The sequence below is a fragment of the Streptomyces sp. CC208A genome, from assembly GCF_030010625.1.
GTDB lineage: Bacteria > Actinomycetota > Actinomycetes > Streptomycetales > Streptomycetaceae > Streptomyces.
Genome location: NZ_JASCXN010000004.1, coordinates 1 through 21991, shown reverse-complemented (window position 1 = coordinate 21991; position 21991 = coordinate 1). Strand labels below are relative to the sequence as shown.

Here is a 21991-nt window from a genome sequence, read left to right as displayed (position 1 = left end):
GGACCAGCGGGGGATCCGTGGTGGACCCGCGAGGCATCGGCGGCCGACCGGTCACCCGGGGCGTCCCGGGAACCCCTCCATCGTTTCGAACGTCCGCGCCCCGGTCGTCCTTCCACGTGCCCGTTCCCGGGGCCCTCTCGGGTCGGACCCCGCCCCCCTCGACTACTCCTCAGGTATGACGGCGACCCCGACGCCGGACGTGACACAGATGCGGCGAGATCTGGTCAATCCGGGGGTGACGGCTTTGCGCCCGCGAGCCCTGTCACAGTTCGCCAAAACCGCGCCCACCTGCACTGACGCACCCTCAGGCCTCAATAAAATAAGACAACATCGGTCGCTCGTTCCGCTGAACGAGGGAAGCGCCCCGATAGGCTCCTGTGCCAACGCGGAGCTTCGCGGCAAGCCCGGATGGTGGAATAGCAGACACGGCGAGCTTAAACCTCGCTGGCCTTCGGGCCGTACCGGTTCAAGTCCGGTTCCGGGCACCACCCCGGGCCCCAGGAGACGCCTGCGGCCCGGCGGAACCGCCCCTCCTCACCCCCGCGTGACCGCGCCCTCCCCGCACCCGACCGTTATAAAGATCCTCCCCGGGCACTAGAGAGTTTCTTTTGCCTACCTATTACTCTTGACGCGAGGCTGCGCCGTGCGGCCGTCCATGGAGGAGTGAGATGAGGAGCAGCAACCCGGTCTTCTCGCGACGGGGGTTCAGCCGCGACAACGGCTATGCGGGCGCCAACGCGCAGCAGCCGCAGGCCGGGGGCCCCGCCGTCGGGACGAACCCGTACGCGACCGGTAACCCGTACGCCGAGGGTGCCACCAACCCGTACGCCACCAACCCCTACGCGCCGCAGGACGTCCAGACGGGCGCCCCGCAGCAGGTGCGCGGCAACGTGATGACGATCGACGACGTCGTGAGCCGTACGGCCATGACGCTCGGCACGGTCGTGCTCACCGCCGTCCTGTCCTGGCTGCTGCTGCCGGTCGACCCCGCGAACATCAACAAGTCGTACGGCATCGCGATCGGCGCCTTCCTGGTCGCGCTGGTCCTGTCGCTCGTGCAGTCCTTCAAGCGCAAGCCGTCGCCGGCGCTGATCCTGGCCTACGCGGCCTTCGAGGGCGTCTTCCTCGGTGTGATCTCCGCCGCCGTCTCGACGTACATCGCCGACGGCGTGGTCATCCAGGCGGTCCTCGGCACGATGGCGGTCTTCGCCGGTGTGCTGACCGCCTACAAGATGGGCTGGATCCGGGTCAACCGGCGCTTCACCGGCTTCGTGATGGCCGCGGCCATGGGCTTCATGCTGCTCATGGTGGTCAACCTGCTGTTCTCGGTCTTCGCCGGCGGTGACGGCCTCGGCTTCCGCAGCGGCGGCCTCGGCATCCTCTTCGGTGTCATCGGCGTCATCCTGGGCGCCTGCTTCCTCGCCCTCGACTTCAAGCAGGTCGAGGACGGCGTGACCTACGGCGCGCCGCGCGAGGAGGCCTGGCTGGCCGCCTTCGGTCTCACCATGACCCTCGTGTGGATCTACCTGGAGATGCTGCGCCTGCTGTCGATCCTCCAGGGCGACGACTGACGCACCTCCTGAACCAGGGGGAAGGGCCCGTCCGGCATCCGCCGGGCGGGCCCTTCCGCGTCCCGGGTAGGGTCGGCCGCGTGCTGGATACGAGTGACCTGACCGCCGCCGTGGAACGCTTCGCCGACCGGCTGCGGGCCGCCCCGCAGAGCCGCCTCCAGCGGGGCGCCGCCGCCGAGGGCCTGGCCCTGGCACGCGAGCTCGCGGTACGCGCGCAGCGCGCCGAGGATCCCGGGCGTGAGCCCCGGATCCTCCCCGACGCGGGCGTCTTCACCGTCGCCGACCAGCTCGCCGTCGCCGGCAACGACCTGGCCGAGATCCTGAGAACGGCCCCGGCAGGCTCCCGGGAACAGGAGCTGGACGAGGCCGTGAGGCTGGTGCGGGAGGCGCAGGAGCGCTCGGGGCTGTGACCCCTTCGGGGTTCTTACAGCGACGCGATCACGCGGTCGGCGAGGATGTAGACGTTCTCCTCGTCGGTGTCGCCGTAGGAGAAGGTCAGGGCGAAGGCGCCGGAGACGCCGGAGCCGCCCAGGAGGACCGGGGCGTGGCCGTCGCGGAGGGCCTCCGCGAGGCGCTCCGCGGTCTCGCGGTGGCCGGGGGTCATGCAGAGCGTGGTGCCGTCGGCGAAGACGTACACGTCGAGGGTGCCGAGCGGGCCGGGCCGGACGTCGGTGAGGGCCGTGGCCGTGTCGGCCAGCTCCTCCAGGCGCGCCACCGTGCGCTCGTGGTCCGTGACCACCGGGGTCTGCACCGGCACGAAGTCCGGGTGCGAGGGGTGCCGGCGGCGGGCGGCGGCCAGCTCGGGGGAGTCCTCCGGGTACTCGGGGAAGTCGTCCGCCGGGTCGAGGACGTCGTCCAGGGCGGCCGCCTCGGCCTCCATGGCCTCCAGCGCCATCGCCTCCAGGCCCACGAAGTCCGTCTGGCGCGGCACGAAGAGACCGCCGGTCTCCTCGCCCGCCGCGCCGCCGAGGAGGGCGGAGGGCGCGTCGGCCGCGTCCCGGGCCTCCTGCGCGGCCCAGAAGGCCCGCGCCTCGGCGAGCTCGCGCTCCCGCTCCTCGGCCAGCGCGTCCGCGACCGCGGCCCGTATCTCGGCGGCGGGCGTGGTGCGGGCCGCGGGGACCGTCACGCCGTGACCGGCGGCCAGCTCGGTGCGCAGGGCGGTGACCTCCTTGCGGAGACCCCGCACGTGGTGCAGGGCAGCAGCGCCCACGGCCGTGGCGGTGGCCGTGGTCAGCAGCAGGGCAAGAGACATGGCGCTCACTGACGTACTCCCGGTTTCGAGTCGATCCCCCGACTTCCTACATCAGCTTGTCGTGGGGCGGGACCCCCTGTCAGTGCATTACGTCACGAAACGGACAGGTATTTCGTCCGGGTGTTTAGTCCCGGAACCGCTCTGACCTGCGAAAACGATCTCCCCCGGGATGTATGTCACATCCTGGGGGAGATTCGGTCACGGCTCGGACGCGGGGCGGTTGACGCGCTCGGCGGATGGAGACCGGGCCCGGCCCGGGGGCTTTGGCTCAGCCGCTCGCTTCTCTGGTCGCGCTGAGCTTCGCCTCCGCCGCGGGCAGATGTCACCCTCGTTCCTCGGATGACCCCTACCCTCCGCTGCGGCTCAGCTCAGCCGCTCGATGACCATCGCCATGCCCTGGCCGCCGCCCACGCACATCGTCTCCAGGCCGAACTGCTTGTCGTGGAACTGGAGGCTGTTGATGAGGGTGCCGGTGATGCGGGCGCCGGTCATGCCGAAGGGGTGGCCGACGGCGATGGCGCCGCCGTTGACGTTCACCTTGTCGAGGTCGAAGCCGAGGTCCCGGTAGGAGGGGATGACCTGCGCGGCGAAGGCCTCGTTGATCTCGACCAGGTCGATGTCGCCCGTGGTGAGGCCGGCCCGCTGGAGGGCCTGCTTCGACGCCTCGACCGGGCCGAGGCCCATGATCTCGGGGGAGAGGCCGGAGACGCCGGTGGAGACGATCCGGGCCAGCGGGGTCAGGCCGAGCTCGCGCGCCTTGGTGTCGGACATGATGACGAGCGCGGCGGCGCCGTCGTTCAGCGGGCAGCAGTTGCCGGCGGTGACCAGGCCGTCGGGGCGGAAGACCGGCTTGAGGCCGGAGACGCCCTCCAGGGTGACGCCGGCGCGCGGGCCGTCGTCCTTGGAGACGACCGTGCCGTCCGGGAGGGTCACCGGGGTGATCTCGCGCTCCCAGAAGCCGTTCTTGATGGCCTGCTCGGCGAGGTTCTGCGAGCGGACGCCGAACTCGTCCATCTCCTCGCGGGTGACGCCCTTCCAGCGGGCCAGGTTCTCCGCGGTCTGGCCCATGGCGATGTACGCGTCGGGGACGAGGCCGTCCTCGCGCGGGTCGTGCCAGGTGGAGCCCTCGGAGGCGGCGACCTCGGCGGTACGGGCCTCGGCCTCGGCGAAGAACGGGTTGTGCGTGTCCGGCAGCGAGTCCGAGTTGCCCTTCACGAAGCGGGACACCATCTCGACACCGGCCGAGATGAAGACGTCGCCCTCGCCCGCCTTGATCGCGTGCAGGGCCATGCGGGAGGTCTGCAGCGAGGAGGAGCAGTAGCGGGTGACGGTGCAGCCGGGGAGGTGGTCCATGCCCATCTGCACGGCGACGATCCGGCCCAGGTTGTTGCCCTGCTCGCCGCCCGGCAGGCCGCAGCCCAGCATCAGGTCGTCGATGTCGCGCGGGTCCAGCTCGGGGACCTTGGCCAGCGCGGCCTGGATGATCGTGGCCGTGAGGTCGTCGGGGCGCAGGTCCTTCAGGGAGCCCTTGAAGGCCCGGCCGATGGGGGAACGGGCGGTCGAGACGATCACGGCTTCGGGCATCACGGCTCCAGGGGGCTGGTGGGCGGTCGGACTCAAGGGGAAGTTACCTGTACGTACCGCACGGGGTCATCGGGATCACCGTGTGATGCGGGCCTCTTTTCTAAGCGCTTGCTCAGAGGAGGGGGGCGGGGTCAGGGTCGGGGGTCGTCCTGCGGCAAGGGCTCCCTCCGGGGGTCCGCGGCGCCCGCCGCCTCCGCGGGTGCCCCTCCTGTCTCCACCGCCTCCCCGGTCTCTCCCAGTGTCCCTCCCGTCCCCGCCGCCTCCCCGGCCTCTCCCGGCGCCCCTCCCGCCTCCGCCGGCTCCGCGAGACGCCGTCGGCGCCGGTGCTTCAGGAGCGCCCACGGGGCCCGGACCCCGGTCACCTCCGTACCCGCCTCCTTCGCCGCCTCGGCCGCCGCCTTCGCCACCGGCAGCACGCCCTCCCGGCGGCCGGGCTCCAGCCGGTCCGGCTCGGGCCACACGCCGAGCGCCGCGCAGAGCGTCGGCAGCACCGCCATCGCCGCCGTCGCGTACCCCTCCGCCGACGGGTGGAAGAGGTCCACCCCGAACATCTCCCGCGGGTTCGCCGCGAACTCCGGGCCGAGGAGATCGCCCAGCGACACCGTCCGCCCGCCCTGCTCCACCACCACGATCGTCTGCGCCGCCGCCAGCTGCCGCGAGGCCCGACGGGCCAGCCAGCGCAGCGGCTGGTAGACCGGCTCGATCGTGCCCAGGTCCGGGCAGGTGCCGACGACCACCTCCGCGCCGGCCGTCCGCAGCCGCCGCACCGCCGCCGCCAGGAGCCGTACCGACTCCGTCGCCGGCAGCCGGTGCGTCACGTCGTTCGCCCCGATCATGATCACGCAGACGTCCGGCGGGCCCATCGGCTGCGCGAGCAGCAGCGACACCTGCCGCTCCAGGTCGTCCGAGCGGGCCCCCGACAGCGCCACGTTCTTCAGCGCCACCGGGCGCTCCGCGACCGCCGCCAGCCCCGAGGCGAGCAGCGCGCCCGGCGTCTGCCCCGCCCGGCGCACCCCCTGCCCGGCGGCCGTGGAATCACCCAGAAGGGCCAGCCGCAGCGGATCCTCCGTGCCGAACACCCGCCCGTAGAGCCCGTCCGCCGCCGGCGGCAAGGGCGCCGTCCCCGTGCCCACCGTCCGCTTCGCGAGCTGCGCCTCGGCCAGCAGGACCCCCACCGCGGCCACACCGATCAGGCCGATGCTCCCGCCGCCGTACGCCGCTCCCGCCGCGATCCGGCGCGCCACCCTCGCCCTGGACACCGGGTCCGCCACCTCCTCCGAGCCGTCTTCGAGCCGTTCAGGGTCTAACTGCCCCGAAAGGCGTCCCGACTACGCATACGCTGGCCACACCATTACGGAGACCCCGGAGAACACGGTGCAATTCCACGACTCGATGATCAGCCTCGTCGGCAACACCCCGCTGGTGAAGCTCAACAACGTGACGGCCGGCATTCAGGCCACCGTCCTCGCCAAGGTGGAGTACTTCAACCCCGGCGGGTCGGTCAAGGACCGCATCGCCCTGCGCATGATCGAGGCGGCCGAGCAGAGCGGCGAGCTGAAGCCCGGCGGCACCATCGTCGAGCCCACGTCCGGCAACACCGGCGTCGGCCTGGCGATCGTGGCCCAGCAGAAGGGCTACAAGTGCATCTTCGTCTGCCCGGACAAGGTGTCCCTCGACAAGATCAACGTGCTGCGGGCCTACGGTGCCGAGGTCGTCGTCTGCCCCACCGCCGTCGCCCCGGAGCACCCGGACTCGTACTACAACGTCTCGGACCGCCTCGTCCGCGAGACGCCCGGAGCCTGGAAGCCCGACCAGTACTCCAACCCGAACAACCCGCGCTCCCACTACGAGACCACAGGACCCGAGCTGTGGGAGCAGACGGACGGGAGGATCACCCACTTCGTGGCGGGCGTCGGCACCGGCGGCACCATCTCCGGCACCGGCAGGTACCTGAAGGAGGTCAGCGGCGGCAAGGTCCAGGTCGTCGGCGCCGACCCCGAGGGCTCCGTCTACTCCGGCGGCTCCGGCCGCCCGTACCTGGTCGAGGGCGTCGGCGAGGACTTCTGGCCCACCGCCTACGACCGGACCGTGACGGACCGGATCGTCGCGGTCTCCGACAAGGACTCCTTCCAGATGACCCGCCGCCTCGCCAAGGAGGAGGGCCTCCTCGTCGGCGGCTCCTGCGGCATGGCCGTCGTCGCCGCCCTGGAGGTCGCCAGGGACCTCGGCCCCGACGACGTCGTGGTCGTCCTGCTCCCGGACTCGGGCCGCGGCTACATGTCGAAGATCTTCAACGACGAGTGGATGGCCGACTACGGCTTCCTGGAGGACACCTCCACCGCCACCGTCGCCGACGTCCTGCGCCACAAGGAGGGCGTCATGCCCTCCCTCGTCCACATGCACCCGGACGAGACCGTCGGCCAGGCCATCGAGGTGCTGCGCGAGTACGGCGTCTCCCAGATGCCCATCGTGAAGCCCGGCGCCGGCCACCCCGACGTCATGGCCGCCGAGGTCATCGGCTCGGTCGTGGAGCGGGAGCTCCTGGACCACCTCTTCACCCAGAAGGCGAAGCTGGAGGACCCGCTGGAGGACCACATGTCCGCGCCGCTGCCGCAGGTCGGCTCCGGCGAGCCGGTCGCCGACCTGATGTCCGTCCTCGGCGACGCCGACGCCGCCATCGTCCTCGTCGAGGGCAAGCCCACCGGCGTCGTCAGCCGCCAGGACCTGCTCGCCTTCCTGGCCGGCGGCGGCGCGAAGTAGCCCCCCCGCCGGAGGCGGCGGACCCCGCGCGGGTGTTGGCGCAAACGGTACGAGGGCGTCACGTCCGCGCAGCACCCGCTTAACACGCCTCCGGCAGAGTGTTCCTCGTCGGCGTCACAGGAACCTCCGGAGCGGCTCCCGGACCTCTGAAGACGCCGCGGACGCGGAGACCGGCCCTGACCCGGGCCCGTGTCCCCCGCGGGGACCGCCGTCGTCCCGCCCCCCAGCGCATGGGGGTGCGGCGGTCCCCGCGCCACTTCTCCCGGGACTTCCGGGACGGCCCGTCACGGGGTGCACATGGTGCCGGCGGGGACCTTCTCCAGGGTGGTCAGGTACGCCTCGACCTTCTCGTCGACGCAGGCGTCACGGCCGTACGCGGTGTGGCCCGGCGCCCGGAGGGACAGCAGCATGCCGCCGGGGAACTGCCGGGCCAGGCTCACCGCCTCGGCGTACGGCGTCGCCGGGTCGCCCGTCGTACCCACGACGAGGACCGGGGGGACGCCCGCCGCGTTCACGCGGTGCGGGCGGTCAGGGCCGGACGGCCAGTCCTTGCAGACGAGTTCGCCGGTCAGGCCGGTGGTGCCGTAGAGACCGGCGGCCTTCTCGGCGGGGGCGAGCGCGTCCCAGTAGGCCCGTTCGTCGCGCGGGTGGGGGACGTCGAGGCAGTTGACGGCGATCAGGGCGGCTTCGGAGTTGTCCTCGGGGACGTCGTCGGGAGACCCGGAGTCGTCGGCGGGCTCGGTGGGGGTGTCCTCGTTCTCCTCCTCGCTCGCCCCCGTGGCCAGCGCCGCCAGCTCCGTGCCGTCGCCGTCGTCCGCCGCGCGCAGGGCGGCGGACAGGTCCTCCCACTGGTCCTCCGGCGTGTACATGGACATGCTGAGGGCGGAGATCACGCCGGCCGCGTCGAGTCCGTCCTCGGAGTCCTCGACCGGCAGCGGCTCGCGCCGGCTCCGTTCCACGAGCCGGTCGATCAGCGCGCGTATCTCCTCGGGGGTGGTGCCGGGGCAGCCCTCCTCGACGACGTCCGCGCAGGTCCGGGCGTACGTGTCGACCGCGTCCCGGAAGCCCGTGGCCTGGCTCGTCAGGCGCTGCCGCCAGTCGAGGGCGGGGTCGATCGCGCCGTCCAGGACCATCGCCCGTACGCGGCGCGGGAACTGCTCGGCGTACGAGGTGCCCAGGCTCGTGCCGTACGACCAGCCGACGTACGTCAGCCGGCGCTCGCCGAGCGCCGCCCGCAGCACGTCCAGGTCCCGTGCCGCGTCGGCCGTACCGACGTGGGGGAGCAGCGGGCCGCTGGCCTTCCGGCAGGACTCGGCCGTGGCCCGCGCGTCGGCGAGGGCGGCGGCGCGCTCGGCCGGGGTACGGGGATGCGGCGGGACGGCGGCGGTCGCCGACTCCTCCTCGTCGTCCGCCTGGTCCGGGGGGACGCAGGTGAGGGCGGGCTTGCTCTCCCCGACGCCGCGCGGGTCGAAGGCCACGATGTCGAACCGCTCGCGCACGCCCTGCCCCAGCCCGTCGGCGAGGCCGTCCCTGAGGGCCTGGACGCCCCGCTCGCCGGGCCCGCCCGGGTTGTAGACGAGGGAGCCGATCCGCCGGTCCGCCGTGGCCGTGGCGGCCCTGGCCACCGGCAGGACGAAGGTCCTGCCGTCGCCGGGCCGGGAGTAGTCCATGGGGACGGTGAGCGAGGCGCACCGGAGCTCGCCGCAGGGCCTCCAGGTGAGCTTCTGGCCGTAGAACCGGCGGAGTTCGGGCCGGTCGGCCGGGTCTGCCGGGTCGGGCGCGGCGGATGCGGCCCTGGGCCGGTCCGTGTCCGGGCCGGCGCCGGGGCCGGTCGTGCAGGCGGCCAGGGAGGTGGCGCCGAGGGCGGCGAGGGCGAGGACGAGGGCCGGACGGCGGCGGGCAGTGGCGCGGATCACGAGGGGCTCCCCTTGGGTGGTCGGTCGGGGAAAGGATCACGCGCGGATGCTGAGGATTTCCTGAGGGAGGTGCGGGGGCGGCCTCACTCCTCCCGCGTCGGCAGGCGGAGGACGAACCGCGCCCCGCCGTGCTCTCCCGATCCCGCCGTGAGGGTGCCACCGTGGGCGTGGGCGACCCAGGAGGCGATGGAGAGGCCGAGGCCGGTGGAGCCCGAGCCGCTGCGGAAGCGTTCGAAGAGGGCGTCCGCGACCTCCGGCGGGAGGCCGGGGCCGGAGTCCTCGACCGTCACCGTGCCGTCGCGGGCGACTGTGATCAGGACGTCCGCCGGGACCCCGGGCGCGTGGCCGTGCGTGAGGGCGTTGCCGAGCAGGTTGCCGACGGCCCGGCGCAGCAGGTCGGGGTCGGCGACCACGACCGTCTCCTCGGCCTCGACCCGTACCCGGTGCCCCTCCGCCGCCCGGCCCTCGCCCGCCTCCTCGACGACCGCCTCGACGAGCTGGTCGAGGCGCAGCGGCTGGCGGGCAGGGACGGCCGTGCCGGACATCAGGCGGGCCCGGGTGAGCAGTCCGTCGACGAGCCGCCCCATGCCCTCCGCGAGGCGCAGGGTGCGGCGGTGCACGTCCGCGCTGTCGGTCTCGCCGCGCAGCGCGGTCTCGGCGAGGGTGCGCAGGGAGGCGGCCGGGGTACGCAGGTCGTGGGCGGCGTCCGCGAGGAACGCCTCCTGCTGGCCGAGCGCCGCGAGCGCGGGCCGTACCGCCCGCCCGGACAGGACGTGCCCGACGGCCGCGGACAGCAGGACGAGCACGGCGCAGCCGCCCGTCACGAGCCACACCAGGCGCCGGTGCTCGGCCTGCGCGTCGCTCGCGTCGGCCGCCGCCACCAGGACGCCCTGGGGTACGTCGTCGCCGTCGGCCTCGGCGGCGTAGAAGGGCAGCGCGAAGAGCCGTACCGGCGCCCCGTCCGCCGTACGCCGGTCGAAGCCGCGCGGCTCCTCGGCCAGGACCGCCGCACGGCCGGCCTCCAGAACGACCTCGCGGCCCACGGTCAGGCACGGCTTGGCGGGGGCGTGCTGGACGGTGAGACCGGCCTCGGCCTCGGCCTCGTCGGCGAGGAGCACGGTCAGCGGCGGGCAGTCGATGTTCATGGTGTCGGCGAGGACGGCCGTGTCCAGGCGCCCGTCCTCGTCGGTCTCCAGAAGGCCGAGGGCCCAGCTGGTGTCCGCGTCCATCGCGTGGTCGAGCTGCTCGCGCCAGCGGCCGCTGTCGCTGCGTACGGCGAGCACGCCCATCGCGATCAGGCCCACGGCGCTGGTCAGCGCGAACAGCAGGCTGATCCGGCGCCGCAGCCGCAGCACCCGCTCGGTGGGGGTGAGCGGCCGGCGCGTACGGCGGCCGTCCACCGGGCGGCGCCAGCCGCTCCCCGGCCGGGATCGGACGCTCACCGGGCGGCGTCGGGCGCGAGCCGGTAGCCGACCCCGCGCACGGTGTGGATCAGCGGCGGGTCGCCGAGCTTGCGGCGGAGCTGGGAGACGAGCACCTCCAGGACGTTGGACTGCGGCTCGGCCATCTCGTCCCAGCAGCTCTCGATCAGCTCGGCGCGGGTGACCGCCTGGTCGGCGCGCGCGGCCAGGACCTCCAGGACGGCGAACTCCCTGCTCGTCAGCGTCAGAAGCACCCCGCCGCGGCGTACGTGCCGGCGCGCCGTGTCGACCTCCAGGTCGCCGACGCGGTGCACCGGCGGCCGTACCACCGCCGCGCGGCGGCACAGGCTGCGGACGCGGGCGACCAGCTCGGGCACGGCGAACGGCTTGACGAGGTAGTCGTCCCCGCCGCTCGCGAAGCCGGCCAGCCGGTCGGCCACGGTGTCGCGCGCGGTGAGGAACAGCACCGGCACCTCACGGCCGGCCCGCCGCAGCCCCTCGACGTACCCGGCGGCGTCCCCGGACGGCAGCATCCGGTCGAGGACGGCGCAGTCGTACGCGGTGACGAACAGCGCCTCGTCCGCCCGCGGCAGATCCCCCGCCTCGTCGACGGCGAACCCGGCGGCCCGCAGCGCGGCGGCCACCCCGAACCGAAGGTTTTCGTCGTCCTCGACGAGCAGTACGCGCACGCCGGACACCCTAGAGGCCGCACACCCCGGATGAGAGCCGCCGCCGAAGATGAGAGTCGACATGGCCTCTGACCTGCGCACTATTATTTCCATGAATAACGAAGCAGGGCGCTTCTGAGACATGGGAAATGAGAGTGCGCAGGCGTCGGCGAAACGCGCTGGCCAGGGCCTGCCAAGATGCCTGCGGGGATCGTTTCCCGCAGCATTGGCCAGCGGGGTCGGCTCAGGCATCGGCGATCCCGACTCGGCCAGCTCGTCGGGCGACGGCGAGGGGTCTCCTGACATCGCGGCCGGCACTCTCAGTGGTAGCGAGCAGCCCGGTTCCGACGTGTGGGTTCCGCCACGTCGGGGAGGGCGCCCGCGCCGGCGCCGGGGGTCTCGGCCCAGGCGCGGATCTTGGCTGCAACCCTTGCCAGGCGTGCGTCCTCCGGTGGAACGTCGAGGTAGAACAGCCCCTCGTACGGGCGGCGGTCATCGCCACCCCAGCGAACAACGCCCTCGGTGTCCGCGACGATGTCGCGGATGATCAGTTGCCGGCCCGCGGTGAACCCGTCACGCACGCCTGCCGGGTAGGAGCCCGGGCGGATGACGACGGCTGTGCCGGAGGCCTGGTTGGACTCGGGGCGTCGGCTGTCCCGTACAGCCAATGGTGCTGTCCACCCTGCGAGTGTGTCCGGTTCTCCGTTCTTGCCAAGCGCGTCGACCTCGTAGTGGAAGCGGCGGATCACATGGACCAAGACCGTCATAGGGTCTCCTCCGCGGAGGGCAACGGTCAGGCCGGTGCCGGGCACCGTACAGGTGACGATGTCGCCATCGGCATCGACGGCCTTCTGCATCTCCCATCCGTTGGCGGACGGGCGGCCGGTGGCGAGGCGACGGTGCCGGGCCTCGGCCCTCCGCAGGGCCTCCTTCAGCGCGTCGTTCCTCAAGGGAGTCGGTGGAGCAGCCACGGCCGGGGCCGCGAGAAGACCGGTGGAGGCGAGGCTCGCGGCGGCGGTGACACCCGCGGCGGCTATGAGAGTGTGCCTACGGGTGAATCCGGAGTTGCTCAACGGCTCAGCCTTTCTTCCGTGCGGACATGCGCTGCTTGCGATGCAGGAGGCCGGAGACCGCGGCGCCGAAGAGCGCGAGCAGCAGCAGGACAGTGAGGGACGGGTTGATGTAGTCGGGGATGACGACGTTGTAGTCATGGCCGTTCGGCGTCTCGCAAACGAGCCGCAGCGGGACGAAGTCCCCTCGGAGGCCGACGAGACGGGGTACGTCTCCGGGACGCCGCAGATCGCACTCCTCTGCCTGCTCCTGCTCGTCCGTGAGGAGGACGTGGAGGAGCCCCCACAGGTACAGGGCTGTCCCCACAGCGACCGCGGCCAGGGACACGTCCCGCCAGGCCCGGGCGGGCGTGTAGCCGCGGAGGATCTGCGGCGAGAGCCGTGAGCACAGGTACCCCATGAGGCCCAGCAGGGTCGCCGCTCCGGCGAACAGGGCGATGAACAACCCCCCGATATCGTGCCCTTGCCAGGGGTCGGTTGCCGTGAACACGGACGGTCATGCCTCTCGTACGATGCGGTTGTACTTCTCGAAGATGGCGTAGAGCGGCATCCGCTCCTTCGCATGCTCCTCCGCCAAGTCGCCGAAGCCCTGATACCGACGGAGGATCTCGTAGATCTCAGTGTCGTCGTAGTCGAGGGCCGGCCGGCGGATCGGCGTCTCAGCGTGGTCGCCCGGCTTACCGTCGGCCGCCCAGATGTGCAGGTGCGGGACGGTGCTCAGGTTGAAGACGTTGTCCTGGTTCACTTTCTGCCACATGGCCCAACGGTCGCTGTCGGAGGTCGGGTCGAGGACGTCGCCCTCCAGGAGCCCTACGCGGACCGAGTTGTTCCGCGACAGAATGCACGTGCGGCCCGAGATCTTGGCGATGCCGGTGCTGCTGTCGACCGTCTTCTCGATGACGGGCAGGTCCTTGCCCCAGTCCGGTATGACCCCTGTGTGGTACATGACGACGCTCGCATCCTCGACCACGTCCTTGTAGCTGTAGTGACAGAACTCCCAGAATGCCGAGGTCTGGATGAGTGCCTTGCGCATCCGGTACCGGCGGGAGGCCGAGGTGATCGTGGCATCCTGACTCAGGATCGTTTCGAGGCACTCTGCCAGGGTGTAGATGCGCCCGGTGCCACCGGGCTTGCCGATGGAGTCCATGTAGTCCTGGATCTCCTTCTGCATGGCGGACCACAGGGAGATGTCGAAGCCGATGTCCATCTTCTGGGCGGCCGGAGGGTAGAAATCACCCTGTCCGGTGTCCCGGCCGGAGGCGATGTTGTTGTCGATCTCGATCTGTCCCCCACCCGAGCCGACAGTCTTGGTGGCGATCTGGTCGAAGGCCCAGTTCTCCGGCATGGCGTAGCCCAGGTTGCCGGAGAAGCCCGAGGACATGTCCGACACGAAACTGGCGTCCGCGTACCCCTTCGCCGAGATGCGGGAGCACGCGTTGCGGGGGCCGTAGACGCCGATCTTGTAGGGGCTCCCGAGGCGGTCCATCTGTTCCTTGACGCTCTGGAAGTACGGCAGGATGTGCGAGGTGACCTCGTCGTCCACCGCGTCGTAGTCGACGGCGAAGTAGATGCGCGTACCGGGTTTGAAGCCGTGCTCCTCCGCTTTGAACGCGGCGGTCAGACAGTCGGTGACGCCCTGCGCGACGCTGTAGTAGTCGACCGAGCGCGCCCACGTCTGGTAGATCGGGAAGCAGCGCAGCCCGTACTCCTTGATGGTCGCGAGCTCCCCGGGCTGGATCTCCTTCTCAGGCAGGGAGGTGGTCGAGGGGTTGTAGAGGTAACGGCCGACGTACTTGTAGCCGGCCGCCTTCAGCGCCTGGGCCCGGGCTGGGGTGATCTTCGTGATCCCATCACACGCCTCGCCCTGGCGCGTCTGATCCCCGTACGAGACCAGCAGCGACGCCCAGGTCTGGAAGTCCCCCTGCCCTGTCACGGGGAGCTTCACGAACGACTGGAACGTCCTGACGCCGTCGGCCAGCGAGGTCGTGAAGCCACTGGAGAACGGCACCGGGCGGCGATTGAGCACCATGGCCGCGGTGAACAGTTGGACCCACACGCCAGAGGAGCCGGGGGTCAGGGTGTGGCTCTTCAGGCCGGCCTGGGTGCCGGGTCCGAAGGCCCCGTTCGCGACGCCGTCCGCCATGCCCAGTTCATACTGGACGGCCAGGAGCATCGACTTGGCGACATCGCGTGAGTGGTGGCCGTCGCAAGGGATGATGTAGTAGTCCTTGCGTAGGACGTACCGGCCGTTCAGCCACTGCTGGATGGCGCGGATGGACTCCGAGCCGTTGTTCACGGTCACGTATGCGTCCATGTTGAACAGACCCTTGACCACCTTCGGCCAAAGGGAACTGCCCGGGTAGGTGACGCTGACGCCCATGTTCTCGTTCAGCTTCGTCACCGCGGCCCTGACACGGGCGTTGTACGTCCCGTCGATCTCGCCTCCGTCGTAGCCCTTGCAGTAGAGCGCGGACTGAATGATCCGGCAGAAGTTCGCCGACGGGATCGTCGTCTCGTCGAGCTTTCCGTACTTCGACTGGAGCGTTGAAAGCGTGGTCGGCCCGAAATTGTTCGAAAGCGCAGTGATGCCCATCTCGTACTGAAGGGCGCGCGTAAGGGCGTACATCACGACCCACCCGGTACGGCCGTTCTCTTCCAGTTTAGGAATGCCGAGCGTGGCGCCGTTACCGTACGTAGTGTTTATGAACCTCTGGGCGCGAAGCACCATCTCGTCAGCCATCGATCCCCTTCCGAATTTTCAACGGTCCCTCCTCGCGATCGCAAGGAGCCTAAGAGGATGTCTCACGGAATCAGCACGTGAGACATCCTCTAAATCGTGCGGTTGGTCATCCCCGGGCTACCGGTAGACGTCGACGACGACCCGGTTCGGTTGGGTCAGCGTGAAGACGTTGTAACGCAAGACGGGACCGTCGAGGGTGAGTCCGAAAGCGATCTCGGGGGAGTACCCGAGGATGGATCCGGTCGTGAACAGGAGTTGGTTCGCCTTGACCGTCGGCAGATTGAACAACTTCACGTGGGGGGTCGTCGCCGAGTAGGTCCCGTTTTCGGCATTCTTGAGGCTGAGGAACAGGTATGAGGAACCACGGGTGAGCATCTCCCTCGGCTCGCCGCCCGGGGTCATGTATCCGGGGGACGTGCCGTAGGCGGTTTCGATGGTGGGCAGGGGGCCTGTGCCCAGGTCGAACACCACGCGGTCGTAACCGGTGTGGGTGGCGGCGCGAACGCCGTTGACACAGATGTCTTCGCAGGTCTCGGCCGCTGCCTGGGACGGCGTCGCCGAGGCCATGGGGGCGGCGCCGAGCATGGCGAGGACGACGGCTGTGGCCGGAGCCACTATGCGGGCGAGGGTGCGGCGTGTGGTGTGCATGGCGTCTTGTCTCCTTGATGCCGGAAGGCGAATGGACACGTACTCCAACCGCAATGAGGTGTGGGGCTTTCCGTAGCTCGGTTCGGAGGGGCTGCTTGCCCTTCCGACGTCCCCGGCGGTCGCGGTGCCGCGACCGCCCGCTCCTGTGATGCTGACCGGGCCGGCGTACGGGTGGAACCAGCCTTCTCCCGTACGGGTGTGGTCGGTGGGGTCATTGCCGTGGCCCGGATCATGCGCTCAGATGGGACAGTCGTTCAGTTTCTGGCTCGTGACGAGCGCTCCTGTCTTCAGGCCGTCTGGAAACGTGAACGCATGGCACTGGTAGGACTTGTCCTCCCCCGGTACCGGGTACTTCACCACGATGCGCGGTGGCGTGCGGTCCCGCTCCGCGCGCCACTCCTCGCCCGCTGCCCAGGCGATCTCCTGGTCGGTCAGCGTGCCGTCCTCCAGCGCTTGGCCGAGGCGGTACCGGGTCAGTCCTACCTGCTTGCCGACTACCTCCTCCGGAACTGGATCGGGCCGGTCGAAGAACGCCGGTACGGCGTAGTTGAACACCAGGGCGACCGCCACGAAGGCGAGTACGGCCGCGCCGAGGGCCACGCCCGCGCACCCGGCCAGCCATCTCGTCAGAGTTGCCGGCCAGGTACGCGGGCTTGGTTCTTGCGTCATCTCAGATGCCTTTGTATCCGATGTCGTTCAGGCGCCCGCTCATCACCTGGGCGTAGCCCGTCGTACCCGAGTTGTTCGGGTGGAAGGACTCACGGCTGAGGCAGTCTCCGCCGAGCCACTTCCATGTGCAGGCCTCGGAGGCGGGGTCTCCGGCGTGGAAGTCGCCGTCACCGTTCGGGCCTATGACGATCTTGTTGATCCATTCCGGGTCGTCGCAGCCGCCGTGTCCCACGAACGCGTTGACGGGGTTGGCGTACTGAATCTTGAGCTTCAGTCCGGTGCGGAGGCCATCCACCATCTTCTGCTGTTCCGTGTCGGCGTAGTTCACGAGTTCGGCGAGGGCGGCCACCTCCGTCATGTCGTAGTACAACGATCCCGAGCACTTGACCGTGCGGCTGAGGAGTTCGGGATACCCCATGAGCACGACCGTCGCGTTGGGCGCCTTCGCCGCGATGGTCTCCAGAACACTCCTTAGATCGGGGATCATCCGGTCCACGATGGCCTTGTTGCGGGGCAGGAAGGTCGAGTCGCTGCTGCAGTTGGTCAGGTTTCCGCACTCTGTCATGGCGTTGGCGAAGCCACTCTCGTCGTTGCCGCCGAGTGTGAGCATCACCAGCGTGGTGTTCGAGTCCAGGACACCGGAATCGACCTGGCGTACTTCCCGGAACTGGCCCTCACCGTGGGCTTGAGGAGCATTGCCGGACGGTACGTAGGCCACGTTCTTGGTCATCGCCCCGGAGCAGGACACGTTCTGGAATGCGACAACGGAGCTGAAACCGTCGGAGAGCCAGCCGATGCCGGCGCTCTGGGAGGGCAGGACGACCTTGCGTGCCCAGGAGTTGGCGCTGCGGCGGCAGGCGTTCCACCGGCTGGTGCCGTGGGAGGTGTTGGACTCGGGGGAGTAGGCGCCGGCGCCTTCGCCGGAGGAGTAGGAGTCTCCCATGGCGACGACCATGTGCTTCGGCTTGCCGGGGAGGGGCTGGAAGGCGACCGCGTCCCAGGCGATGTCCTCGTCGGCGGTGCCGTCGTCGGTGGTGTTCGACAGTTCCACCTTCGGGGTTCCGGTGAAGTGGTAGACGCCGAGGTCGACCCAGGTGTTGGCGCTGTAGTGGGTGTTGACGTAGCGGTGACGGTCGCCGCCCGCGACGCCCTTGATCACGTAGTGGGCCTGCTGGGTGTGCGTCCCGGTGTCCGGCATGTGGGCGAAGACGCGGACCCATTTGTCGAAGCTCTGGCCCAGGGTCCAGGTGCCGGTGACGGTCATCCGGCCGCCGGGACCGCCGAGGTGCGCGGTGTCACGGGTGTGGGCGTACCAGAAGTGTCCGCCGTAGCCGCCGCCGATCTGGTGCAGGTCGCCCTTGGCCTCGTACTTGCCCTCGGCGTCCGGGTTGAAGCTGAACTGGAAGGAGCCGGCGGACAGCGAGGGGCCGCACTCGCTCCATGTCTGTGTCCCGTTCGGGAGGGATTCGACGATGAATGCGTTCGACGGGAATCCGCTGGGCATCTCGCAGGTGGGGGTGCCGTACTGGAGGCGGGTTCCGCGGCCCGGTTCGGTGCGCAGGGTCTGGTACTTGATGTCCTCGTGGCCGCAGGTGCTGGCGCAGTCGTTCTTCCAGGTGACGTTGTATCCGCGGTACCAGTACTGCATGTAGCAGATCTCGGTGCTGCACTGCGGCGGGTTGTTCGGGTCGCAGTTGTTCGCGGTGTTGCAGAACGCGCTGAGCGGCGGCTTGATCCGCGTGCGGTCGCCGACGCTGATCCACCAGGCGGGCCGGAAGCCGGCGGAGGCGAAGCCGGGCTCGCCGGGCCAGTCCTGCCGGCCGCTGGTGGAGTAGGAGCGGCCGGTGTCCATGGACCAGGCGGCCCAGCCGAGCACCTTCTCCGGGTACGGCCACTTCTGGGGGGTCGCGGCGTCGCGGGGGCTGTTCTCCATGAAGGGGCCGCGGGAGGCGGGGTACATGGGGTTGGCCGGGTTGTTGTACCAGCCCAGGCCCCAGGGGGCGCCAGGGGTGGTGGGAGGGTTGAAGCCGAGGTTGTAGTTCCAGAGTGCGGCGAACCAGTTCTCCGGCTTAGCAGGGTCGTCGTTGTTGACGGTGATCTTCTGGCCGTCGGTGTGGAGCTCGTTCCACTTGTCGGCGAGGATGTACATCGAGGCGGCGATGTTCACCGTGTAGTCGAGTGCGACGGCCCGCTGCTTGACCGGGGACAGGGCGGTCTCGCCGGGCTTCTCGTGGCCGGCCATGCGCATGCCGTCGGTGACCTGTCCGATGCCGTAGCCGCAGTCGGAGTTCTCCCAGTGGATCTTCCAGTAGGAGTCCGAGTCGGTGCCCTTGTGGCCATAGAAGCCGGCGACGGCGGCGAGCGGGTTGCCCATCTGGCCGGGGATCGCGCCGGATTCGGCCTGCCAGAGGTTCGACTCCTGGGCGAGGACGCCGAGCAGGACCTGGGCCGGGATGCGGCCACCGGTCTTCAGCTCCGGCCGTGGAAACAGTCCCTGCGGATCGATCACGCCCAGGCCCGTCTGGGAGCGCCAGCCCCCCTGGGTGATCCACTGGGAACGCAGCTCGCCGCGGATGGCCATGTCGACGGCCCATTCGACCTGGTTCGGGGTGGGCTGCAGCGCCTGGCTGTTCACGTCGTTGCGAGGGACGGAACACCAGCGATCGGTGTCGACGGGGTCGTTGGCCGCGGAAGCGGCAGCCGACGTGGTGGAGCCGGCGGCGGACGGGGCAGCGGTGATGGTGCCGGACAGGGCCGGAGAGGCGGTGTCCTTGCCCAGAGCGCGGCCTGTGTTCCGTACCGCCTGGGTGAACTCCTCGCCGGTGGCCGCAGCCGTGACGGTCACCGTCACCGGCCGCTCGTCCTCGGGAGAGGCCGGGGCGTCTTCGGCATCCTGCCGGGACGGTTCCGTAGTGGTGGAGTTCCGCCCCGCTCCCTTGATCCGGTCCAGTCCCCGGCGGACGGTGGAGGAGAGGACCGGGGCGACGGCGAGGCGGCCCTCGCCGGACACAGCGGCGTCGGCGGCCACGGAGAGAGCGACGACTTCGGTACCCGCGGTGCGCGGGGGTGCGGCGGGGGTGCCGGTGAGGAAGACCTTGCCAGCACGGCCCTGCTTCAGGCCGAGGTCGCCGAGCTTTCCGGTGGCGAGCGTCGCCACGGTGTTCCGGTCGCCGCGCCACAGCTTGGCGTACGCGGTGCCGCTCTGGTGGTCGAGGAAGGCGATCTGGCTCTTGCCCGACGGACGGATCTCGGAGGGCACTTCGGACGTGGTGGCGAGGTTCTTCACTTTGCCCTTGCGGTCCACGTGCACCAGCTTGCGGCCGCGCGCGGCGACGGTACCGTCCGCGACGGGCACGGCGGAGGTCACCTGGCCCAGGACGTCGGTGTCGGAGACGACACCGCCGGTGGTGTCCACGGTGAGCAGGCGGCTGCGGTCGTCCCGGAAGGCGCTGAAGACCGCGGTGCCGGTCGCCGGGTTGCAGCTCGGGTCGAAGTACGCCAGGGAGGCGGTGAACGGGAGCTTGGTCACCCGGCCCGACTCGATGTCGACGATGGCGGTGAACGCGCCGCCCAGCATCAGGTCCGGACGGTTGGTGAAGGTACGAGGGGCGTAGGCGACCGCCACGTGCGAGCGGTCCATCACGCACTCGTTGCCGATCCAGGTGTCCGCCTGCATACCCGGCTCGGCCAGGACGGCCACGGTCTTCCAGCTGTAGGCATCGGAACCGTCCGCGGCCAGGACACGCAGCCCGCCGGCGTCGGCCGCGGTCGTGACGAGACGGTCCGTGGAGGTCTTCCAGCCCCGTCCGAGGTTCTTGTCCGGCTCCGGGACCCCCTGGGGTGCGAAGCCCTGGCCGGATGCTGCGGATGGTGACACGGCGCGTGGCGTGTCACCCGGAGCTGGCGCGGCCGTCGCGGTGCCGGCCGCCTGGAGGAGCCCTCCTGCTAACGCGGCGCTCACCACGAGAGCGGCCGGGCCGCGTATGTGTCGTATGGGTGTACGGGTCTGTCTGTTCACTTCTCTGTACGCTCCTGGAACGGCGGAGAGACCGGGGCCCCTCAGCCACGAGTACGGGCATAGGGAATCGGAGTGCCATGGTCGAGGCCGTGGCACTCCGACAGGACACGAGGGCGGACGGAACGGGCCTCGTCGACCGCGGCGCGGACATCCGCAGCGGCCCCGTCGTGGGCTGGATTCCGGACGGCCTCATTACGCTGGAGCCTCAAGAGCTCGGGCGAGAGGGGGGACCAATCGGAACCGGAGCAGGAAAGCCCGCCCGGCTCCTCATTGTCTCGGCAACGGGCGAGTCCTCCCCCTCGCCGATCCGGCAAGCGACACGCCCTCTTCGCTCCTGAACAGGTGAACCAGGCATTGCGCTTATCCGGTGACCCCCTCGGGGACGCTCACATCTGATTCATGGCACTCCCGGTACGTGGTGCTTTGTACGTGGGATGTGACCGCGGAGAAGCCATGGCGGATCGGCGGATTCTCTGCGTCGTGAGCGAGGCTTAGGGGTCGGTGATCTCCCGGTCGCCCGTTTTCTGGTGTGCTGCGGCAGGCATCTAGGAGGAGGGTGGTTTACCGGTAGACGTCGACGACGACGCGGTCCGGCTGCGTCAGGCGGAAGATCTTGTAGCTGGTCGAGGGGCCAAGGGAGATGCCGAACTCAGCACGTGCCGCGTGAATACTCGTCAGCTGGATGCCCTTGATGGTGGGAAGGTTCAGGGCCTTGTTCAGGACTGCCTCAGAGGCAGGATGGACAGGGTCCAGGGTGACGAAGAGGTACGAGGTGCCCTTGACGTCCAGGTACTCGGCCTTGCCGCTCATCGGGACGAACTCGCCCGTGGTGTTCGTGTACGTGTTGGTGACCTGAGTGCCGGAGGTGAAGTCGAAGACGAGGCGGTCGTAGTCCGGGTGCGTCGCGGCACGGATCCCCGTGAGGCAGGGGTCGTCGAAGCATGTGACGGCCGTGGCGGTGGTGCCGGCCTCTGTGGAGGACGCGGCGGTGGCCGCGGGCGCCACGAGTATGGAGAAGAGAGCGGTGGCGGCGAGAGGGGTGACTATTCGAGCCCAGTTACGTCGTGATGCACGCATGATATGTAAACCCTTCATATAGGGGATCTCTGCTGGGATGCGCGTGGTGCACGGGGCGATACGATGTGATGTCCTGGCCACCGTTCGGTGGCCGGGACAGGAGCGTTGGGCCGCAGTCGGTCAGCGGGTGGTGGCAGTGACCTGCCGTGCCGCCGTCAGACCCGCTACGGTATTGGCCCGGGCCTTGTCCAGTGCGTCCTGGTGCTTGGCTATGAGCGTCTCCTGGATCTTCCGCTCCGCCTTGAACCAGATGGCCACGAGGTCGGTCTTCTGCTTGCAGTCGATCTCCGCGAGCGCGGTCTTCCTCTCCGCGTCGCTGATGGACGAGGAGGCGGGATCGGTGAGGTTGGCGGCGTCCCACACGGTGGCAACCTGGTACCCGCGTTCCTTCATGCAGGCCGACCACGCCGCCATTGAGGCCTTGACCTCGGGGGTCTCCTGCGACGCGGTGAAGCTCTGACCGGAGAGCTCCTCGGCCAGGGTGATGTCCGGACTGGGCACCTGGCGCCGTGATTCCCCAATGCATCCCCCTTCGGGGACGGGCTTCCCTTCGAGGGCCTGGACCGCCCTGCCGTTCTGCTTGCCCTTGAGGGCAGT

Annotated in this window: 16 protein-coding genes, 1 tRNA gene and 1 pseudogene; 4 read left to right on the top strand and 14 right to left on the bottom strand. The window is 70.1% G+C overall.

Features of this window, described 5'->3' with window-relative positions; translation table 11 throughout:
• The first annotated feature begins 402 nt into the window (after nt 1–402).
• The 3 genes from QK442_RS06240 (at nt 403) to QK442_RS06230 (ending at nt 1981) form a co-directional block, all read left to right on the top strand.
• A tRNA-Leu gene (locus tag QK442_RS06240) sits at nt 403–488 on the top strand.
• 180 nt (nt 489–668) lie between these two features.
• The gene (locus QK442_RS06235) at nt 669–1571 is read left to right on the top strand and encodes a Bax inhibitor-1/YccA family protein (protein ID WP_282692821.1); all 903 of its coding nucleotides are present in this window, start codon (nt 669–671) and stop codon (nt 1569–1571) included.
• 80 nt (nt 1572–1651) lie between these two features.
• On the top strand, nt 1652–1981 hold the full coding sequence (locus tag QK442_RS06230) for a hypothetical protein (RefSeq protein WP_282692820.1): 330 nt from the start codon (nt 1652–1654) through the stop codon (nt 1979–1981).
• A gap of 14 nt (nt 1982–1995) precedes the next feature.
• Here QK442_RS06230 and QK442_RS06225 read toward each other — a convergent pair whose 3' ends face one another.
• The 3 genes from QK442_RS06225 to QK442_RS06215 form a co-directional block, all read right to left on the bottom strand.
• Complete coding sequence (locus tag QK442_RS06225; RefSeq protein ID WP_282692819.1) at nt 1996–2832, bottom strand: hypothetical protein; 837 nt, start codon at nt 2830–2832, stop codon at nt 1996–1998.
• Between the two features lie 354 nt (nt 2833–3186).
• Entirely contained in the window at nt 3187–4407 is a 1221-nt protein-coding gene (locus QK442_RS06220) for an acetyl-CoA C-acetyltransferase (protein ID WP_282692818.1), read from the bottom strand.
• A 131-nt stretch (nt 4408–4538) separates the two neighbouring features.
• A complete protein-coding gene (locus QK442_RS06215) occupies nt 4539–5651 on the bottom strand; it encodes an SGNH/GDSL hydrolase family protein (protein WP_282693112.1) in 1113 nt (370 codons plus the stop codon).
• Between the two features lie 130 nt (nt 5652–5781).
• Here QK442_RS06215 and QK442_RS06210 point away from each other — a divergent pair, with 130 nt between their 5' ends.
• Complete coding sequence (locus QK442_RS06210; protein ID WP_282692817.1) at nt 5782–7167, top strand: cystathionine beta-synthase; 1386 nt, start codon at nt 5782–5784, stop codon at nt 7165–7167.
• Between the two features lie 284 nt (nt 7168–7451).
• Here the strand turns inward: QK442_RS06210 and QK442_RS06205 are convergent, their stop codons facing one another.
• The 11 genes and pseudogenes from QK442_RS06205 to QK442_RS06155 all read right to left on the bottom strand — a co-directional run.
• Nucleotides 7452–9083, bottom strand: a complete 1632-nt coding sequence (locus QK442_RS06205) for an alpha/beta hydrolase (RefSeq protein WP_282692816.1) — start codon at nt 9081–9083, stop codon at nt 7452–7454.
• 83 nt (nt 9084–9166) lie between these two features.
• The gene (locus tag QK442_RS06200; protein WP_282692815.1) at nt 9167–10525 is read right to left on the bottom strand and encodes a HAMP domain-containing sensor histidine kinase; all 1359 of its coding nucleotides are present in this window, start codon (nt 10523–10525) and stop codon (nt 9167–9169) included.
• Nucleotides 10522–11193: a response regulator transcription factor gene (locus QK442_RS06195; protein ID WP_282692814.1), complete on the bottom strand. Its 672-nt coding sequence runs from the start codon at nt 11191–11193 to the stop codon at nt 10522–10524. The genes QK442_RS06200 and QK442_RS06195 overlap by 4 nt, the downstream gene beginning before the upstream one ends.
• A gap of 299 nt (nt 11194–11492) precedes the next feature.
• Complete coding sequence (locus tag QK442_RS06190; RefSeq protein ID WP_349239633.1) at nt 11493–12029, bottom strand: hypothetical protein; 537 nt, start codon at nt 12027–12029, stop codon at nt 11493–11495.
• A gap of 220 nt (nt 12030–12249) precedes the next feature.
• Nucleotides 12250–12687, bottom strand: a complete 438-nt coding sequence (locus QK442_RS06185; RefSeq protein WP_282692812.1) for a hypothetical protein — start codon at nt 12685–12687, stop codon at nt 12250–12252.
• Between the two features lie 51 nt (nt 12688–12738).
• Nucleotides 12739–14982: a glycoside hydrolase domain-containing protein gene (locus tag QK442_RS06180; RefSeq protein WP_282692811.1), complete on the bottom strand. Its 2244-nt coding sequence runs from the start codon at nt 14980–14982 to the stop codon at nt 12739–12741.
• A gap of 117 nt (nt 14983–15099) precedes the next feature.
• Nucleotides 15100–15630 (bottom strand): hypothetical protein, encoded by a 531-nt coding sequence (locus tag QK442_RS06175; protein ID WP_282692810.1) that lies wholly within the window; start codon nt 15628–15630, stop codon nt 15100–15102.
• Between the two features lie 237 nt (nt 15631–15867).
• Entirely contained in the window at nt 15868–16230 is a 363-nt protein-coding gene (locus QK442_RS06170; protein ID WP_282692809.1) for a hypothetical protein, read from the bottom strand.
• Nucleotides 16231–16300: 70 nt separating this feature from the next.
• Entirely contained in the window at nt 16301–20176 is a 3876-nt protein-coding gene (locus tag QK442_RS06165; protein ID WP_282692808.1) for an SGNH/GDSL hydrolase family protein, read from the bottom strand.
• A gap of 702 nt (nt 20177–20878) precedes the next feature.
• Entirely contained in the window at nt 20879–21394 is a 516-nt protein-coding gene (locus QK442_RS06160) for a hypothetical protein (RefSeq protein WP_282692807.1), read from the bottom strand.
• A 120-nt stretch (nt 21395–21514) separates the two neighbouring features.
• Nucleotides 21515–21991 (bottom strand): annotated as a pseudogene (locus QK442_RS06155) (hypothetical protein); the annotation flags it as partial.